Genomic DNA, 15,827 nt, shown 5'->3' on the forward strand with positions numbered 1-15,827 from the left:
AAAATTTATTTTTTACGCAAATTTTCTAAAATGGCATCAATTTTGATGCCTCGTTCCAAGGAAGTATCAAACTTAAAAACTAGCTGCGGAACAAGACGGGGGTTAACTTCCCGAGCTAACCTTGAACGTAAAAAGGGCACTGCTTTTTGCAAGGCTTGCTCGGTTTTAATCTTTTGAGACAAAGTTGTGTAGTGAAGTTCTAAGTGACTAGCGTCGCCCGAGAGCTTAGCACCAGTTAAAGTTATTTTTCTCAAAAGAGGGCCTTTGGTCTGCTCGTGTAAAATGCGCGCCAAAGCTTGGAAATAAAGACTTTCTTTGCGTTTATGGTTAACACTGAGTGGCATTTTAATTCTCAACTTCAACTTGCTCGTAAGCTTGGATTATGTCCCCAACTTTAATGTCGTTGTAGTTGACTAAGTGAGCTCCGCATTCAAAACCTTTTTCCACTTTACGAACTGCGTCTTGACCGCGTTGGAGCGAATCAAGTTCGGTGGTAGCGACAATTTTACCTTCGCGAAGCAGTCGAACTTTGCTCTGAGATTTAATCAAACCATCAATCACTTTGCAGCCAGCGATGTTGCCGATTTTGGAAGAGTAGATCACTTTTAGAATTTGCGCTTCACCGGTAACTTTCTCGGTAAACTTTGGCGCCATCATCCCTTTCAAAATCGTTTGAACATCCTCCACAATTTGGTAAATAACCGTATGGGGTCGAATTTCGACTTTCTCTTGGGCTGCGATTTGTTTAATGTCGTTGGAAGGGCGGATGTTAAAGGAAAAAATCGTCGCTTGCGAAGCTTGAGCGAGCAAAATATCCGACTTGCTAATTTGACAACAGACGAGCGAACAACGTTAACTTTGACTTCTTCGTTTTCAATTTTGCTAAGCGTTTGTTTAATTGCTTGGGCTGAGCCTTGCACATCAGACTTGATAATCACGTTTAAAACTTTTACGCCTTCTTTGACTTGGAGCGGAATTCTTTCCTTTAACTCCTGGGCGCGGTCTTCTTGCCGTTTTTTGTTCGGCTAAGTTTTTAGCAAACTTCTCGTCTTTAAAAGCGAAAAAGCGGTCACCAGCCCGGGGCGAATAGTTCAGTCCGGTAATCAACACTGGCGCACCAGGCAGGGCCACCTTGAGCGGTTCACCGTTTGGATCAAGCATCATTCGAATGCGCCCGTAGTTAAAACCAGCGACAACAAAGTCGCCTTTGTGGAGCGAACCGTTTTGCACGATTAAAGTCGCAATGGTACCGCGTCCTTTGTCAACTTTAGATTCGATAACTGTCCCAAGCGCAAACCGATCAGGGTTAGCTTTTAACTCCAACATTTCGGCTTGCAAACTAATCGCTTTAAAAAGTTCTTCAATTCCGTCGCCAGTTAATCCTGAACCGTAAACAAACTGAACATCGCCACCCCAATCCTCGGCCGTAATGTGTTCTTTCGATAGTTCGCGTTTAACTTTTTCTAGGTCAACGCCGGGTTTGTCAATTTTATTGACAAAGACGATAATAGCCACTTTAGCAGCGCGAGCGTGGTCAATCGCTTCCCTAGTTTGGGGCATCACTCCGTCATCAGCCGCAACGACTAAAACCACAATGTCAGTTACTTTCGCTCCTCGGGCACGCATGGCCGTGAAAGCCTCGTGACCAGGCGTATCAATAAAAGTAATTTTTTGACCTTGGTAATCAACTTGGTAAGCACCGATGTGCTGGGTGATGCCGCCCGCTTCGCTAGCGGTAACTTGGGTGTGACGAATTTTATCAAGCAAAGTAGTTTTCCCGTGGTCAACGTGGCCCATGATGACAACGATTGGGGGTCGCGGTTTGAGGTCCTTGGGATCGTCTTTAATTTCCAGGACTTCCATGAAGTTAGAGGCTGTAACTTGCTCTTGCTTGCTAAAATCGTACCCGTACTCTAAGCACAGTTCAGCAATTTGCTCTTCGGTCAACATGTGGTTAATGTTGTAAAGTTTGCCGAGTTTGAAGTAGTGATTAATGATTTGGTTGGGCGATTTGCCGATTTTGGCCGCAAATTCACCAATTGTGAGCGGGCTGGTAAAAGTAAAAACGCCGTCTTTAAGTTCAATATCGACGGTTTTGAACTGGGTTCGAATTTCTTCGACATTTGACCTACGTTTGTCCTTTTTCACTTCCCCTCCTTTTAAAATGGTGAGCAGTTCCTGGTAAACAGCCGCTGAAACGTTTTGACGAAACGCCTTGTGGAGCAGTTTTTTTTGCCAAATTTTGGTTGGATCGCCAGCATTCTTAGCAAAGTAGACCCCTCGACCAGGTAAATCCGAGTTGACTAAAATGCTTTGGTCGGGCAAACGAACTACCCTTATTAAAGCATTTTTTGGGAGGATTTGGTAGGTCAAGTAGCAGCGGCGAAAAATCTCTTTATTGGTCTTTGTCATGGTCCTTGGACGGGTTAAAACCGAAGTCCTGGTCAAACTCAGCTTCCATTTTTTTGAGTTCTTCGTCCGTGAAGTTGGTTTCTAAATCGGCTGAGAAATTGCGCACTGGCTGCTCTTCTTCATCGCTTTGCTCGGTTATGTCCTCTTTGGAAAGACCGAATTTGGTCGTCAATCTCCGTAAAGTCAATTCGTGGGGAGCGATGATTTGAACGCCGGTAATCAAACGATTCGCTCGGTAAACGACCAGTGCGACTAACGCGGTGTAAATCATTTTCGCTCAGCGTACCATTTCAAACAAAGGAAATGTTTTGCTCGCGTGCCTGCTCAAGCGACAAAATGTCTATGTTAACTTTGGTCAGTTCAACCGCTAAACGCACGTTGGCACCTTGCCGACCGATCGCCAAAGTTTGGTGAACTTGGGGAGTAATGGCAATTTTTGTGTTAGGCACATTTCGTCCGTACTGGTCAACTTTGTTTTGCACAGCGATAATTTTGGCTGGTTCAAGTGCGTGAGCCACGAACTTGTCAATGTCGCTTGAGTAGTTGATAATGTCAATTTTTTCGCCCTCTAGTTTGCTAACGATGGCGCTAATGCGCGTTCCTTCGGGTCCGATAACCGCCCGACGGGGTCAACGTTAGGGTCAGACGAGCGAACCGCCACTTTGGAGCGTTCGCCGGGAATACGAGCTAAAGCGACAATTTCAACTACTCCGTCAGCAATTTCGGGCACCTCAGATTGCAAAATTTGGCGAACCATTTCTTTTGACCCGTTAGAAACTACGATTTGTGATTCGCGCGCTTCGCGCTTAACTTCTTCCACGAAAACTTTAATTCTCTCGCCGATCGAAAGAGGGATTTTTAAGTTGCGAAGCGAAGTAGGCATGTAAGCGTTAGTGCCTTCGGAAAGACTGAGAACTGCGTCGCCTTTACGACTAATTGAGACCACCGTGGCGTCCACGGTTTGTCCGACTAAATCTTTGTGGCGGTCAAAGATGTTTTGCTTTTTACGCTCGCGGAAAGTTTGGGTTAGCAGTTGTTTAATTTGATTAGCAAACTGTTGAAAACTAACTTGAAGGGAGATTTCCTGTCCGACTTTAATGTTCTTATCAATTTTAAGCGCCTCGGTTAATCCAATTTCGATCGCTTGGTTACGCGGATCAAAATCTTCGTCCTCAACTACTAAAACGCTGTGGTTGAGCAGTTGAAAAAGGTTTTTTTCCGGATCAATGTTTAACTCTAAACGGGCATCGGGGTCATAACGAGTGTGAAAAGTGCGAATAATCGTCTCCCGAATAATTGTGAAAATTTCGTCTTTTTCAATCAAGTTATTTTTAGAAATTAAATCAATCGCAGCAAAAAACTGCTCCTGATCAAAAACTGATTTATTTTTACGGATCATAAACTCTCCTTTAATTACTTGCGCTCGCCGAAAACACATCCAAAATGTAAGAACTTGCACCGGCATCGATTTCGTCAAGGTAATCGGAAATTTGGCGGGACAAACTCTTAATTTGACTAAGACTAGTCAAACTGGTACTTACTCGCAAATAAAGTTGCTGGCCTTCTTTTTCCCAGTCAGCACTGGTAATTTGAGCAAAACGTCCTCGTAGTCGCTTCTCAACTGATAGCATTATTATCTCCCCCAAACAAGATGAGTTGCCGGAGGGCAACTCAATAATATCAGTTGACGCCGAAATTATAACACTATTTGAAAAAATCAAACGCTATTTGGTTAGTTTCGTAAAGTTGATTTAAAACGTCTAACTCGGCTAGTTTATTGAGCGTTGTGCGGTTAATTAAAGTTCGCTCATAAAGGTCTTCGTGGGAAGTAAACCAGCGTTTTTGACGCTCTTCTACGATTGAATTAGCCGCGTTAATCCCAAGTCCGTCTATCGCCACAAACGGCGCGATCAAAGCCCGGCTGGCTTGGTCAATGACTCAAGTGGTCGCCTCTGAACGTTTTAGGTCAACATTTAAAAACTTGATTTTGCGCGCGTAAGCTTCGTTAGCAATTTCCAAAATCGGAATTAGTGCCTGCTCTTTGTTGCTTAGCTCGGCTGCACCGCGTTTGTAGCGACCTTTAATTAAATCTTGAAGACGTTCTTCAACTAACTGTTTTCCGCCGATTAAAGTTGTCAGTTCGGTCACATCGGCTCGGGTGGAAAAGTAAGTGGCGTAGTAAGCGAGCGGGTGGTAGAGTTTAAACCAAGCGATTCGCCACGCCATGATTACGTAAGCTGTAGCATGGGCCTTGGGAAAAATGTACTTAATCTTTTTGAGTGAATCAATGTACCAAGTCGGCACCTTGTGCTTAGTCAACAGTTTTTCCTGGTGCTCGCTAATTGAATGACCTTTGCGCACTTGTTCCATGATAGTGAAAGCGGTGGACTCGTCAATTTGCTGAGCAATTTAAGTAGTTCATAATGTCGTCCCGGCAAGAAACAAGGTCGTGAAGTTTGAGTCCCTGGTTTTTAATTAATTGTTCGGCATTATTAGTTCAAACATCGGTTCCGTGCGAAAGTCCTGAAATTGAAATTAAGTCGCCAAAACTTTTGACTTGCACGCTTTTCAGCATCGAACGAACAAACTTAGTTCCAAACTCAGGAATTCCTAGCGCGCCAGTTGTTTCGCCGTTAATTTGTTCCGGACTAACTCCTAATTCTTGGGTGAAGAAAATAAGTTTAAAACCCGCGGGTCAGACATCGGAATTGTGCTTGCTAAAACGCCAGTCAACTTTTCTAAATTCCGGATCGCCGTCGGATCATCGTGACCAAGTAAATCTAACTTAACCACGTTGTCATGAATGGCGTGAAAATCAAAGTGGGTCGTCAGTCAAGCTGCCCCGGCATCGTTAGCCGGATAGTTAACCGGGGTGAAATCTTCAACCACGTGGTCTTGGGGAATGACGATAATCCCGCCCGGGTGTTGCCCAGTTGTGCGTTTAGTACCGGCCACGCGCTGAACTAAAAAACGACGGAACATTTCTGAAATATCGTGTTTTTTTTCTTCTTCCCAGTTTTTGACAAAACCAAAAGCGGTTCGTTCAGCCACAGTCGAAATGGTGCCGGCGCGAAAACAATGCTTAGCGCCAAAAAGTTGCCGCACTTGATCGTGAACAGCGCCCTGGTATTCGCCCGAAAAGTTAAGGTCAATGTCTGGAACTTTATCGCCGCTAAAACCTAAAAAAGTTTCAAAAGGGATGTTTTGACCTTCGCGCGCCATTGGATGAGCGCAAGTCGGGCAATTTTTAGGCGGTAAGTCGTAACCAGAGTTAAGGTTAGTATCGTTAACAAACTCGCTAGTTTGGCAAGTTTTGCAAAGGTAGTGAGGGATTAAGGGGTTAACTTCGGTAATTTTAGCTAAAGTGGCCACCAGCGAAGAGCCAACCGAACCGCGCGAACCAACTAAGTAACCGTCTTTAAGCGATTGGTTGACAAGTAAGTGGGAGATTCAGTAAATGACTGAGTAGCCGTACTTTTGAATCGGTTCAAACTCTTTTTCAAACGATCGGCGACAATTTGAGGCAAATTCTGTCCGTAAATTTGGCGGGCGTTGTGGTCAACTAGTTGGAGCAATTTTTCGTGTGCCTGGTCTAATGCGGGCGGATAAAGGCGGTCTTTAATGACAACTATTTTGTCAATTTGATCGGCAATTTTTTGACTGTTAAGCACGACGATTTGTTCAATTAAACGGCTATCCTCTAAGAAAGCAAACGCTTTTTTCATTTGCCGAGTAGTGCGGAAATAGAGCTCGGGAATCGGGGCGTCGTTTTTAAGGTAGCGGTAAAGCGGGTGTCGTTCGCCGCCGAGTCCTTTGGAATAGATGTAAACTTGGTAAAAAACTTGGTCTTGGGGACGAAGGTAACGTACATCTCCGCTTGCAACAACTAGTTTGTTTTGCTGGCGCGCCTCGTCTACGAGCATTTTTAACATCTGTTCAAGTTGTTCCCGCGATAAGTCATCGCCGATTAGATGGGCAAAGTTTTCCGGCGGTTGACACTCGATGTAGTCGTAACGGCTAATTTCGCGTCGGATTTCTTCGGTCGTATCGCGCAACATTTTGTTAACTAGGTGGGAATGAAGACCACCCGAGCCGACTAATAAGTTTGGTAAATTGGTTAAGTCGCTCCAAAAAAGTTTCGGTGTTTTTCAATATTGCTTAGTGTGCGAAAGCGAAATCAACTCGAACAAATCACGCAGTCCGCGCTGGTTTTTGACTAAAAGCGTCACTTCGTAAGCAAATGCTTTTTCCCACAGACTTTGGTGACGGTAGTCAGCTAAGTCTTTGAGAGTGATAATTTTTTGACTCTCTAAAATCCGAAGTGCTACAAGTCAGGCATTAGCTAAAACGTTCGCGTCGTAATCGGCGCGGTGAGCCGCGACGCGGTTGTAAGCAATTCCTAAACGTCGAACAAAATTTTCTAAGCGGTACTTTTTGCTTTTAGGATCTACGATTCGCGCCACTATTAACGTGTCAATGATGGGATTAGTCAAAGGTGGCAAGCCAAAATGGGCGACTTTTTCGGCCAAAAAAGCCCAGTCAAAGTTAGCGTTGTGAGCGACTAAAACGGCCTTACCAAGGTAGTCAATGATTTGTTTAAGACCTTCAACTTGCGAACAAGCTCTGCTCACGTGCTCATCAGTAATGCCAGTTAAACGAGTAATTTGAGCATTAATTGACCGACTGGGTTTAATGAAAAATTGCTTGTGGTCGGTGATTTTTCCGTCAACAATTTTAACTGCTCCAAATTCAATGATTTCGTCTAAAATGGGCGAAAGACCAGTCGTCTCCAAGTCAAAAACTACGTACTCTAAAGCGGTAAGTTTGTGGTCTGAGGCGCCGTTTTTGACCGTCCCGGGATTTTCGTCAATCACTTGGAAAGTTGCTCCGTAAATAGCTTTGAGTGGAGTGTTTTTGCTGGCGTTATAAAAATCGGGAAAAGCTTGGACTGAGTTTAAGTCGGTAATCGCCACGGCCAAATGCTGGTTTTGTAAAGCGTGTTCCACGATTTGCTTGGGACTTAAAATTCCGTCCATGGTTGACATTTGAGTTCGAAGCGAAAGTTCAACTCGGCGGTTGGGAGCATCGTCTAAATCGCTTTCCAGCGGCGATTTAACGGGCGTGATTTTATTAGCCATGATGACCATGATCCGTTTATAGTTGTCAAATTGGTAAGCCCCTTGCACGCTAACTCAACGGTTAAGTCAAGTTTGTTTTTGAAAAGTTTGCCGTTCTTGGTCGGTTCGAAGAAATTTTTTGACCATGATTGCTTCCTGGTAATCGCTAACGCCAATTTCAACCACGCTAAGGTTAGTTTTGGCGCTGTGCCGAAAATTAACTTCAAAGATCTGGCCTTGAATTTCAACTTGCGATTGGGTGCATCTTTTAAGTCGCTAATTTGGCAAGCGTAATACCCCCGTCTTGAACGATTAGTTTGGTGCCAGAGAGGCGCTGGGTTGGCGCTGGTAATCTTTCCAAGCTTGGCTGACTAATTTGAGATGGTCGCGTTTTTCTTGACTCAGCAAATCTCCCTGGGGTTCGTGGTAAGTTAGTTTAAACGTCAAATTCTCAAAACCAAACCGGCGAAGTTGATCGGTAATTTTGTTTTGGAGCAAAACGCAGTCCTGGTAAATTTTTTCGCTGACCAAATTCAAATAAAGTTCCTGGTCATTCAGTTTCATTGATTCGTGGTAAATCAGCACGGCCAACTTAGGTTGGCTAAGCAAATCACCACGATTCAACGTAAATATTGTTTGAGCGTTAAAAGGTCGTACTGGCAAGTTTTGACGCGAAAATTTAACTCGGTCGAGTGGGGAAAGTTGTGACTTAAGCAGTCGTAAAAACTGATTAGTTCGTCAAGCGGAACAATCGTATCAGTTTGAAGAGAGATTTTAAAAACTTTTTGCTCCGAAAGTCGGGCACCTAAAACCCGCGCGTTTTCAAAGCTAGGCGAAGGTTGAAAGTAAATTTTTTGGGCGAGTTTAGAAAAAGCTGGGTCCATATTGTCCTAGGTTAGCATGAAAATAACGATCACGAAAAAAAGCGTGACGGAAATGGCGTCAATGCGGTCAAATATACCGCCGTGCATTGGTAAAAGATTGGAAAAATCTTTTAGTTTGAGCGAGCGTTTGAGCGCCGAAAAAAACAAGTCGCCGAGCTGGGCAATGATGGGAACAATCAGAGCCATCATAATCGAAAACCAAACTTGGTACTCAGAGGCAACTGGTCAAATGTGGCAAAAATAGCCGACTATCCCGGTAAAAAGACTAGCGACGACTCACGAACAAACCGCGCCAGCCCAAGTTTTTTGCGGCGAAATGGTCGGGGCTAATTTTTTACCTCCAAACCATTTTTGCCCAAACCAAGTTCCTCCCAAATACCCGAAGGTGTCGCTCACAACTGCGATCGAAACTACAAAGACCAATTTGTCTCAAGCGTAAATGTTAAGCACTCAAGCGCCCTTAATAATCAAGAGCACCATGTAACTAATCCCGAGTAAAAAAAGCGATAAAACCGGAAGCGTTTTAAGTTGGAGTTGTCTTTGAGCGCACAGTCAAAAAACTAGCAGCGCGAAAATGGGCACTAACCAAGTTTGTCAGGAAAAGCTGATTTTGAGATTGTCAAGTAAATTTGAGTAGTTTGACCCTAATCTTAACGTGTGCTCAAATTCCCAGTAGGGCAATAGCACGCCGGGCAACACAAGCGAAAGGGCAAAAACAATCGCCACCCAAGACTTTCTGATGAAGGCAAAAGTTAACTCGTAAACTCCCAAGACGCCCAGCAAAACGTAAGCGATTAGGCCGATCAAACGACCCGGGTAATTTCCGTAATAAGTGAGTGCAAAAACCGGGATTACCAAGGCTAAAATTAACAGCGCAAAAACTGTTCTTTTAACTAGGTTGGTGTTTAAAAATCGCACTCTCGCATTATAAATTTAAACTAGTTAAATCGTCACGAGTTCTTGCTCTTTTTGCTCGGTGAGTGCTCCGATGGTTTGGATAGACTGATCAATCAACTTTTGAACTTGCTCTAAGTTGTACTTAACTTCGTCTTCGCTGACATTTTCGTCACTTTTAATCAACTTATTAAATTTTTGACGAACCGCTCGCACTCCTATCCGGGCCTTTTCGGTGTATTCGTCAACTTGCTTGACTAGTTCCTTGCGGCGTTCAGCGGTTAAAGGCGGGATTAAAATCCGAATTTGGTGACCTTCGTTATTGGCGTTAAAACCAAGGCGAGCTGAGTTAATCGCGCTGACCATCTCCTTAATAATTGCTTGGTCAAAAGGTTTAATCAAAATTTGCTGCGTTTCGGGCATGGTTATCGCGGCTAATTGCGTCAGTGGCAAACGCTCGCCGTAATAAAGAACTCGCACCTGGTCAAATAACTTGGGTTAGCTTTGCCGGCGCTAATTTTAGCGATGCTCATTTCGTAGTGTTCTAAACTTTTTTGATTTCGCTTTCCGCGCTTTGTAATAATGCTTGTATATCCATCACATCTCCTTACTCAACAATTAGCGTGCTAACCATTTTGCCCTCGGTTACTTTAATTAACGAATCGGGTTGGGTGATGTCAAAAACAATCACTTTAATGTGGTTATCGCGTGCCATAGCCGCCGCAGTAGCATCCATCACTTTCAAACCTTTGTTAATTATTTCTGCGTAAGTTATCGTTTCAAAACGTCGCGCGTCTTGGTTAACTTTGGGATCCGAGTCATAAACTCCGTCCACACCATTTTTACCCATCAAGATTGTGTCAGCTTGCAGTTCGCTCGCAACTAGTGCCGCTGCGGTGTCAGTTGTAAAAAACGGTCGACCAGTACCGCCGACAAAAATTAGTACTTCGCCACTTTTGAGCGCGTTAACAGCTTTCTCGTTAATGTAGTTCTCAGCCACCCGGGCGTCAACAGCGATCGAAGACTGGATGCGAGTAGGTACTTTGGCCTGCTGAAAAAGCCGACTGAAGCGCTAAACCGTTCATGACTGTCGCCAGCATCCGATGTAATCCGCTCGGTTGCGAGGAATGCCGTGTTTTTCAGCCGCGGCTCCGCGTCAGAAGTTACCTCCACCAACTACGATCCCAACCTCAATTTTACGGTCAATAATCTTTTTAATTTGACCCACGATCTTTTTCAACAATGTCGTTATCAATCGCCAAATCTTTGCTTTTGTTAGCTAAACTTTCCCGGATAACTTAATGATAATTCTGCGCATAACTTTTTTAGAAATTATACTCCAGCATGACCACGTTTAGGCGGTTTAATCTAGTCCGCCTTTACCCGGTCCAAATTTGAATTAGTCCATTTTAGGTAAAATTAACTAATCAATTAATCAATTTCCAAGGGAGGGAAATATGACCAAAAAATGGTGAAATGGAGCGATTATTGCCGGAGTAGGTGCTTTTGCACCCATGAGCGCTCTTGGTTGTGGTGCTAATGAAGAAGCGGAAATTAACGACAAAAAGACCCGCAGGGTTCATCCTCTAACCTTTATGTTTAGGCGATAGTCTGAGCGATGCCGGAGTTTTTGTTGAGGCTGGAACAGCGATCATTAAAAACCTAAAAAGTGCAATTAAAGAGAGTAAGGAAAAAGGTGAAGAAATTGGGATGATTGCCGAAATGTTTGAAACTTTTGTCCAAGTTGACAAATTAAACTGCCGTCGATTTACTACAAGAAAAATACTTTTCAACTGGACCGACTGCGGCAGCTCTGTTAGCCCAGAAACTAAAACTTAACGGTGACCCGGCTTACCGAATTGAAAACGCACTGTTTGGTTCAATTGAGAAAAAAGGGGCTAACTACGCCTTTGCAGGTTCGCAAATTAGTCCCCACCTTAGTTCTATAGCGGAAAACTTTTTCGGATCGGTTAGCCTAGAAAAGCAAGCTGACGCTCTTTTCAAACAACACGAGTTGCTTAACCAAGACATTGTCTACATCAACATCGGAAGTAATGACTTTTTAGACATGGTCAAATCTTGAGAAGAAGGACACAGTTTTTTGAGTCCCGAAAAAGTAGATATGGTTCTGGAGCCAAGCAAATGCTTGAACGGTTTGGCAAAGTCTTAGAATCTTTGATTGCTAAGGGCGCGAAAAGAATTCTTGTTTCTAACATCGTTGAACTGGCTATCGCTCCGCGTTTTTCTCGAATTGCGGAAGATGTTCAACTAAGTTAAAAGCGGGAGTGCAAACATTCAACCAAGGTTTAAGCGAAAAATCACCCAACTAAGTAACAGCCAAAGCGGCGTTGTGATTAAACTTCACGATTTACACAGCGATTTTTTCCAACTGCGCGACCAATTTTTGGCCCGCGGTGACAAATTTACTAACGCGACTGATTTTCGAATTATGAATTTGCTTTCTAAAGATGGCGACAAGTTCGATTATGTCAACGGAGCTAACGCCGAAAACTTAGGCAATTACTTCTTCCTAGACGAGTTGCACCCTACCGGGTGAGCTCACGAACAAATCGCGGAAAAACTTTACAAAATTGCCAAGAATTTTAAAAGTTAACCGCGTAATTTCGCTGCTACGCTGGATAGTTTTTGCCGTGCCTTCTTAAGCGTATCGCTGACTGCTTGGCGAGTAGTAGCCAAAACATCGGCTACCTCTTGCAAAGTTAAATCTTCTAAGTAGTAAAGATGAAAAGTCTGCTTTTGAGCTTGGTTAAAAAGTGCTCGTAACGATCGTAATAAACAGTCACTTTTCCCGTTCATTAAGCGGATTTTTTTTCATTGACTAGTCCCTGGGTCAGCCATAAATAAAAGCATCTAAATCAAACTCTTGTAAATCATCAATCTTTTCGCCTAATCCAACGTATTTAACCGCTAACTGAAGTTGATCTTTAATTGTTAAAACAATGCCACCTTTCGATGTTCCGTCCAGTTTTGTCAACACAATCCCGGTTAAAGGTGTGACATCTTGAAGTGTTTTGCTTGCGATAAACCGTTTTGGCCAGTTGTTGCATCAAGCACTAGCAAAGATTCGTGCGGAGCCGCAGGAATTTGCTTACTAATCACTTGGTTAATTTTTTTAAGTTCGTTCATGAGGTTGACTTTGTTTTGGAGACGTCCGGCCGTGTCAATGATTAAAACATCATAGTCTTGGGTTTGCAAAACTTCTAGACCCTGGTAAACGACCGAAGCCGGATCGGCCGGAAAGTGTTGAGGTTTAACGATTTTAACTCCCACGCGCTGAGCCCAAGTCTGAAGTTGTTCGACGGCTCCGGCCCGGAAAGTGTCAGCAGCGGCTAAAACCACTTTGTAATCCGATTGCTTAAGTTGGTGAGCCAACTTAGCGATCGTGGTAGTTTTGCCCGAACCATTAACTCCTACGATGAGTATCACGTTTTTACGACCAGGCTCTACGTTTAGCAAAGTGTCAACGATTGACTGGTTAGCGTAGGTGGTAAAAATTTTGTCGGCCACTATTTCGCCAATCAATTCGGATCCTGGACATTTTCGAATTTAACTTCCTGTTTAATTTGACTGACTATTTCATTAACTAACGGCAAAGAAATGTCAGACATAATTAGCAAATCTTCCAGTTCTTCAAAAAATTCTTCGTCAATTTGATTGTGGCGAGTTTGGAGTTCGCGAATGCTGCGCGCAAAAGAGTTGCCCGACTTGTTTAAACCGGCTAAGTACTTGTTAACGCGCTGTTTTTGACGAGCTGCTTTGGCCTCTTGCTTGCTAATTTTTTTTCGCAAATTTAGCTTTTTTAGCGGCCAGTTTTTTATCCAACTTACTCTTATCGTCTAAACTTGCGACAGACGAAGGTTTATCATCGCTAGTTTTAAGGTTAAAAAGGCGAGCTTTTAATTTTTGAAAAAACTTCATAGACCTACATTATATTTTAAGTTGTTCGCGGATCAGTTCCCAATTAGCGTAAATGATCGCACCAATTTTTTGAAAAAATATTCTAACCAAAAAAGCCCGTTTCAATGCTCAAAACGTAAAGCTCGGTAAGTTCGTGGTTTGCGGTAAGCGCTTTGAATAACCAACTCTTTCTTGAATTCAAAACTAACGGGGTGGCGATGAGTAAAGACGACTACTTGAACTTTTTTGCTTCTTAAAATCGTTAAATTTTCGCTTAACTGGTCTTTGCTAATCGATTCATCAAAAATTATTCAGAGAGTTTTTTCATCTAACCGGGCTAATGATTTCAATTCGCCGATCTCACGAATCACCTTGGTGTTAAAACCTAACTTAGTTAGTTGGCGGGCAAAATCTTGGCACGGATGGTAGTGGACAAAAGTTTGGAAAACGATTTGGTTTGCTTGACGAATTATTTCAATTAACTGCTCAAGATTCTTGCTTTGGGTTTCTGCAAGGTCAAACGCGCGGTAGAGGTTAAAAAGAATTTGCTGGTAAGCGCGGGCGGCAATGTGACTGACGTGCTGGTCTAAACATTTTGCTTTAGTTAGCGCGCTAACTAAGGCGGGGTAAGAGGGTCAAACCTAGCAAGTTAGCTAAACCAGTTAGTGCTAACTCAGAAACGCTAAGTTCCGCCGTTATTTTTTGACTTTCTAACTGCCCAGGTTGATTTTGGTGGTCAACCAAAAACTGAGTCAATTTTTGAAAAGGGTGCTGGCGATCGAGGCTAATTAGTTTCAGCCGGGCCAAAGTGTCAGTTGGATCCATAAAATTGAATATCGTTTTCAATTATGGCCAACTGCACAGTTAAGAACATCAAACGAACAAAATCGCGAAAATAAAGGCTTAACTTACTAAACTAACCGCGATACGAGCAATTGCATCAATCTCAACTAAGCCGTCCTTAGGTAAGCGCGACACTTCCACGCAAACTCGCGCGGGTTTGTGAGTCTCGAAAAACCGCTCGTAAACTTGGTTAATGGCGGCAAAAATCGTCCATGTTTTTGACAAAAATTGTGCATTTCACAACGTCGGTTTTGTCTAACCCAACCGAAAATAAAACATGCCCTAAGTTTTCAAGCGCCCACAAAGTTTGCTCTTCAACTCCTAAACCAAACCGGTGGGTTTGTGGGTCAATGCCCAGTTGCCCGGAAAGAAAAACCAGTTTGTCAACTTGGATTGCTTGGCTATAAGGCCCGAGCGCAACCGGCGCTTTTTCGGTGTTAATAAATTTCATGTTACTCCTTATTCGAACTCGTCCACGATTTGACCGTGCGCGGCTAAAACTGTGGTCAAAAACTTGGCCGCACGAGTCGGACTGAATAAAACTGACACCCCAATTTTATCAACGTAATGAGGTGATTGTGGTAAAACACCTTGATAATTTGAACTTCAATTTGACCGGCTTTTTCAATTAAATTAGTCAAACTATTTTTTAGGTCCGACCGCTTTAAAACGGCTTTAATGCTACTTTGATCGCTCAGATCGATTTTGGGTTCATTTTCAAAGTGAGAAAATTCCACGTTGGAACGCTTATGATTAAAACCACGTTTTGACCTAGGCGAGAAAACTTGACTTTATGAGTTAGCAAAGCTGCCACGCAAACCGCGGCCGAACCTTCCACGATCACGCCGCAATGCTTGGCCATGAAAATCATCGCGGCTAAAATTTCGGCTTCGGTCACTTGAGCAGCCTGGTCAAGGTGAGATTCAATAATTTGCCAAGTTTTTCAACTGAGCGTTTTGACAGCGATGCCTTCGGCCAGCGAAGGTAAAGGTCTAACACTGACGGCTTACCGACTTGAAGTGCTTGGTTTAGCGAATTCACGTTTTCAGCTTCAACTCCCACGATCTTTGTGCGCGGACTCACTTGTTTTAAGTAAGATGCGATACCGCTCGCAAGACCGCCACCACCCACGGGTATCAGACAGTAGTCAATTTGTGATAACTCCTGAGCAATTTCTAAACCGATCGTAGCTTGGCCTTGAATAACTTTTAAATCGTCAAAAGGATGGATTAGTGTGAGTTGGTCTTGAGCGGCAATTTCCTGCGCCTTAGCGAGAGCATCATCAAAAAATTCGCCGTGTAAAACCACTTTTGCTCCGTAATTGCGAGTGGCGTTAACTTTGTTAATTGGTGTTAAAACGGGCATCACGACCGTCGCTTTAATGCCTAATTTTTGAGCTGACAAGCTACGCCTTGAGCGTGGTTGCCCGCGCTAGCAGCGATTATTCCCCGCTGAATTTCTGACTCAGACAAATTAAAGATCTTATTAAGCGCTCCACGTATCTTAAAACTACCGGTGGCTTGAAAGTTTTCCATTTTAAGGTAAATGTTTTGACCGGTTAAATTAGAAAGCGTTGCGTTATAAACAAGCGGAGTCGGAATAATTTGGTGGCTTAATTTTTGGGCTGTCTCTTCAACTTGAGACTGTAAAAGATCTACTGGCGTGGGCATAATCGGATGATAGGCTCATTCTAACACAGTCGGTTTAACTAAAATGAAAAACCTAATTGATTGTCTTTGAAATTGACGCAAAAGAAAAG

The 15,827-nt window shown here is 43.4% G+C and carries 23 protein-coding genes and 3 pseudogenes; 2 read left to right on the forward strand and 24 right to left on the reverse strand.

Features of this window, described 5'->3' with window-relative positions; all coding sequences use genetic code 4:
* Positions 1-5: 5 nt before the first annotated feature.
* The 15 genes and pseudogenes from rbfA to CSH31_RS04945 all read right to left on the reverse strand — a co-directional run bounded on the left by rbfA (position 6) and on the right by CSH31_RS04945 (position 10,547).
* Entirely contained in the window at positions 6-356 is a 351-nt protein-coding gene (gene rbfA / locus CSH31_RS01555; RefSeq protein ID WP_127942730.1) for a 30S ribosome-binding factor RbfA, read from the reverse strand.
* Positions 346-2,148: pseudogene (infB, locus tag CSH31_RS01560) on the reverse strand (translation initiation factor IF-2). Before infB ends, rbfA begins: the two are co-directional and overlap by 11 nt.
* Positions 2,149-2,184: 36 nt before the next feature.
* Positions 2,185-2,412 (reverse strand): annotated as a pseudogene (locus CSH31_RS01565) (YlxR family protein); the annotation flags it as partial.
* A gap of 14 nt (positions 2,413-2,426) precedes the next feature.
* Positions 2,427-2,930, reverse strand: a complete 504-nt coding sequence (locus CSH31_RS01570; protein ID WP_236630687.1) for a hypothetical protein — start codon at positions 2,928-2,930, stop codon at positions 2,427-2,429.
* Between the two features lie 50 nt (positions 2,931-2,980).
* The gene (locus CSH31_RS01575; RefSeq protein ID WP_161565650.1) at positions 2,981-3,811 is read right to left on the reverse strand and encodes a NusA N-terminal domain-containing protein; all 831 of its coding nucleotides are present in this window, start codon (positions 3,809-3,811) and stop codon (positions 2,981-2,983) included.
* 10 nt (positions 3,812-3,821) lie between these two features.
* Positions 3,822-4,058, reverse strand: coding sequence for a hypothetical protein (locus tag CSH31_RS01580; protein WP_161565651.1), 237 nt, complete (start codon positions 4,056-4,058; stop codon positions 3,822-3,824).
* A 58-nt stretch (positions 4,059-4,116) separates the two neighbouring features.
* The gene (locus CSH31_RS01585; RefSeq protein ID WP_161565652.1) at positions 4,117-4,773 is read right to left on the reverse strand and encodes a hypothetical protein; all 657 of its coding nucleotides are present in this window, start codon (positions 4,771-4,773) and stop codon (positions 4,117-4,119) included.
* The gene (locus tag CSH31_RS01590) at positions 4,751-5,089 is read right to left on the reverse strand and encodes a hypothetical protein (protein WP_128008951.1); all 339 of its coding nucleotides are present in this window, start codon (positions 5,087-5,089) and stop codon (positions 4,751-4,753) included. The genes CSH31_RS01585 and CSH31_RS01590 overlap by 23 nt, the downstream gene beginning before the upstream one ends.
* Positions 5,068-5,895 (reverse strand): hypothetical protein, encoded by an 828-nt coding sequence (locus CSH31_RS01595; protein ID WP_236630734.1) that lies wholly within the window; start codon positions 5,893-5,895, stop codon positions 5,068-5,070. Before CSH31_RS01595 ends, CSH31_RS01590 begins: the two co-directional genes overlap by 22 nt.
* The gene (locus CSH31_RS01600; RefSeq protein ID WP_128008599.1) at positions 5,817-7,715 is read right to left on the reverse strand and encodes an exonuclease domain-containing protein; all 1,899 of its coding nucleotides are present in this window, start codon (positions 7,713-7,715) and stop codon (positions 5,817-5,819) included. Before CSH31_RS01600 ends, CSH31_RS01595 begins: the two co-directional genes overlap by 79 nt.
* A gap of 126 nt (positions 7,716-7,841) precedes the next feature.
* Positions 7,842-8,114 carry a hypothetical protein gene (locus tag CSH31_RS01605; protein WP_161565653.1) on the reverse strand — a complete coding sequence of 91 codons (273 nt, stop codon included), beginning with the start codon at positions 8,112-8,114 and terminating at the stop codon, positions 7,842-7,844.
* Positions 8,115-8,419: 305 nt separating this feature from the next.
* Positions 8,420-9,331 (reverse strand): phosphatidate cytidylyltransferase, encoded by a 912-nt coding sequence (locus CSH31_RS01610; RefSeq protein WP_128008601.1) that lies wholly within the window; start codon positions 9,329-9,331, stop codon positions 8,420-8,422.
* A 24-nt stretch (positions 9,332-9,355) separates the two neighbouring features.
* Complete coding sequence (gene frr, locus CSH31_RS01615) at positions 9,356-9,799, reverse strand: ribosome recycling factor (protein WP_128008602.1); 444 nt, start codon at positions 9,797-9,799, stop codon at positions 9,356-9,358.
* A gap of 115 nt (positions 9,800-9,914) precedes the next feature.
* The gene (locus CSH31_RS04940; protein ID WP_345775194.1) at positions 9,915-10,337 is read right to left on the reverse strand and encodes a hypothetical protein; all 423 of its coding nucleotides are present in this window, start codon (positions 10,335-10,337) and stop codon (positions 9,915-9,917) included.
* Between the two features lie 42 nt (positions 10,338-10,379).
* Positions 10,380-10,547, reverse strand: a complete 168-nt coding sequence (locus CSH31_RS04945; RefSeq protein WP_345775169.1) for a hypothetical protein — start codon at positions 10,545-10,547, stop codon at positions 10,380-10,382.
* A 902-nt stretch (positions 10,548-11,449) separates the two neighbouring features.
* Here CSH31_RS04945 and CSH31_RS04950 point away from each other — a divergent pair.
* Both CSH31_RS04950 and CSH31_RS01625 read left to right on the forward strand, forming a co-directional pair.
* Complete coding sequence (locus tag CSH31_RS04950) at positions 11,450-11,584, forward strand: hypothetical protein (RefSeq protein ID WP_345775170.1); 135 nt, start codon at positions 11,450-11,452, stop codon at positions 11,582-11,584.
* A 73-nt stretch (positions 11,585-11,657) separates the two neighbouring features.
* Positions 11,658-11,921: a hypothetical protein gene (locus CSH31_RS01625; RefSeq protein ID WP_128008603.1), complete on the forward strand. Its 264-nt coding sequence runs from the start codon at positions 11,658-11,660 to the stop codon at positions 11,919-11,921.
* Here the strand turns inward: CSH31_RS01625 and CSH31_RS01630 are convergent.
* From CSH31_RS01630 to CSH31_RS01665, 9 genes and pseudogenes are all read right to left on the reverse strand, one after another.
* Positions 11,918-12,124 carry a sigma factor-like helix-turn-helix DNA-binding protein gene (locus CSH31_RS01630; protein WP_128008952.1) on the reverse strand — a complete coding sequence of 69 codons (207 nt, stop codon included), beginning with the start codon at positions 12,122-12,124 and terminating at the stop codon, positions 11,918-11,920. The two genes, CSH31_RS01625 and CSH31_RS01630, sit on opposite strands and share 4 nt — an antisense overlap.
* A 22-nt stretch (positions 12,125-12,146) precedes the next feature.
* Positions 12,147-13,161: pseudogene (ftsY, locus tag CSH31_RS01635) on the reverse strand (signal recognition particle-docking protein FtsY).
* Between the two features lie 63 nt (positions 13,162-13,224).
* On the reverse strand, positions 13,225-13,575 hold the full coding sequence (locus CSH31_RS01640) for a hypothetical protein (RefSeq protein WP_128008604.1): 351 nt from the start codon (positions 13,573-13,575) through the stop codon (positions 13,225-13,227).
* Between the two features lie 262 nt (positions 13,576-13,837).
* Positions 13,838-14,050: a hypothetical protein gene (locus CSH31_RS01645; RefSeq protein ID WP_128008605.1), complete on the reverse strand. Its 213-nt coding sequence runs from the start codon at positions 14,048-14,050 to the stop codon at positions 13,838-13,840.
* Positions 14,051-14,128: 78 nt separating this feature from the next.
* Positions 14,129-14,311 (reverse strand): Rid family hydrolase, encoded by a 183-nt coding sequence (locus CSH31_RS04610; RefSeq protein ID WP_345775171.1) that lies wholly within the window; start codon positions 14,309-14,311, stop codon positions 14,129-14,131.
* A complete protein-coding gene (locus CSH31_RS01650) occupies positions 14,259-14,519 on the reverse strand; it encodes a Rid family hydrolase (protein ID WP_236630689.1) in 261 nt (86 codons plus the stop codon). Before CSH31_RS01650 ends, CSH31_RS04610 begins: the two co-directional genes overlap by 53 nt.
* A 213-nt stretch (positions 14,520-14,732) precedes the next feature.
* Positions 14,733-14,966: a hypothetical protein gene (locus tag CSH31_RS04955; RefSeq protein WP_345775172.1), complete on the reverse strand. Its 234-nt coding sequence runs from the start codon at positions 14,964-14,966 to the stop codon at positions 14,733-14,735.
* Positions 14,945-15,472: a pyridoxal-phosphate dependent enzyme gene (locus CSH31_RS04960; protein ID WP_128008607.1), complete on the reverse strand. Its 528-nt coding sequence runs from the start codon at positions 15,470-15,472 to the stop codon at positions 14,945-14,947. The genes CSH31_RS04955 and CSH31_RS04960 overlap by 22 nt, the downstream gene beginning before the upstream one ends.
* The gene (locus tag CSH31_RS01665) at positions 15,454-15,738 is read right to left on the reverse strand and encodes a pyridoxal-phosphate dependent enzyme (RefSeq protein ID WP_128008608.1); all 285 of its coding nucleotides are present in this window, start codon (positions 15,736-15,738) and stop codon (positions 15,454-15,456) included. Before CSH31_RS01665 ends, CSH31_RS04960 begins: the two co-directional genes overlap by 19 nt.
* Positions 15,739-15,827 lie beyond the last annotated feature (89 nt).

This window comes from Mycoplasma sp. ATU-Cv-508, assembly GCF_004011945.1.
Lineage (GTDB): Bacteria > Bacillota_I > Bacilli_A > Mycoplasmatales > Metamycoplasmataceae > RYZV01.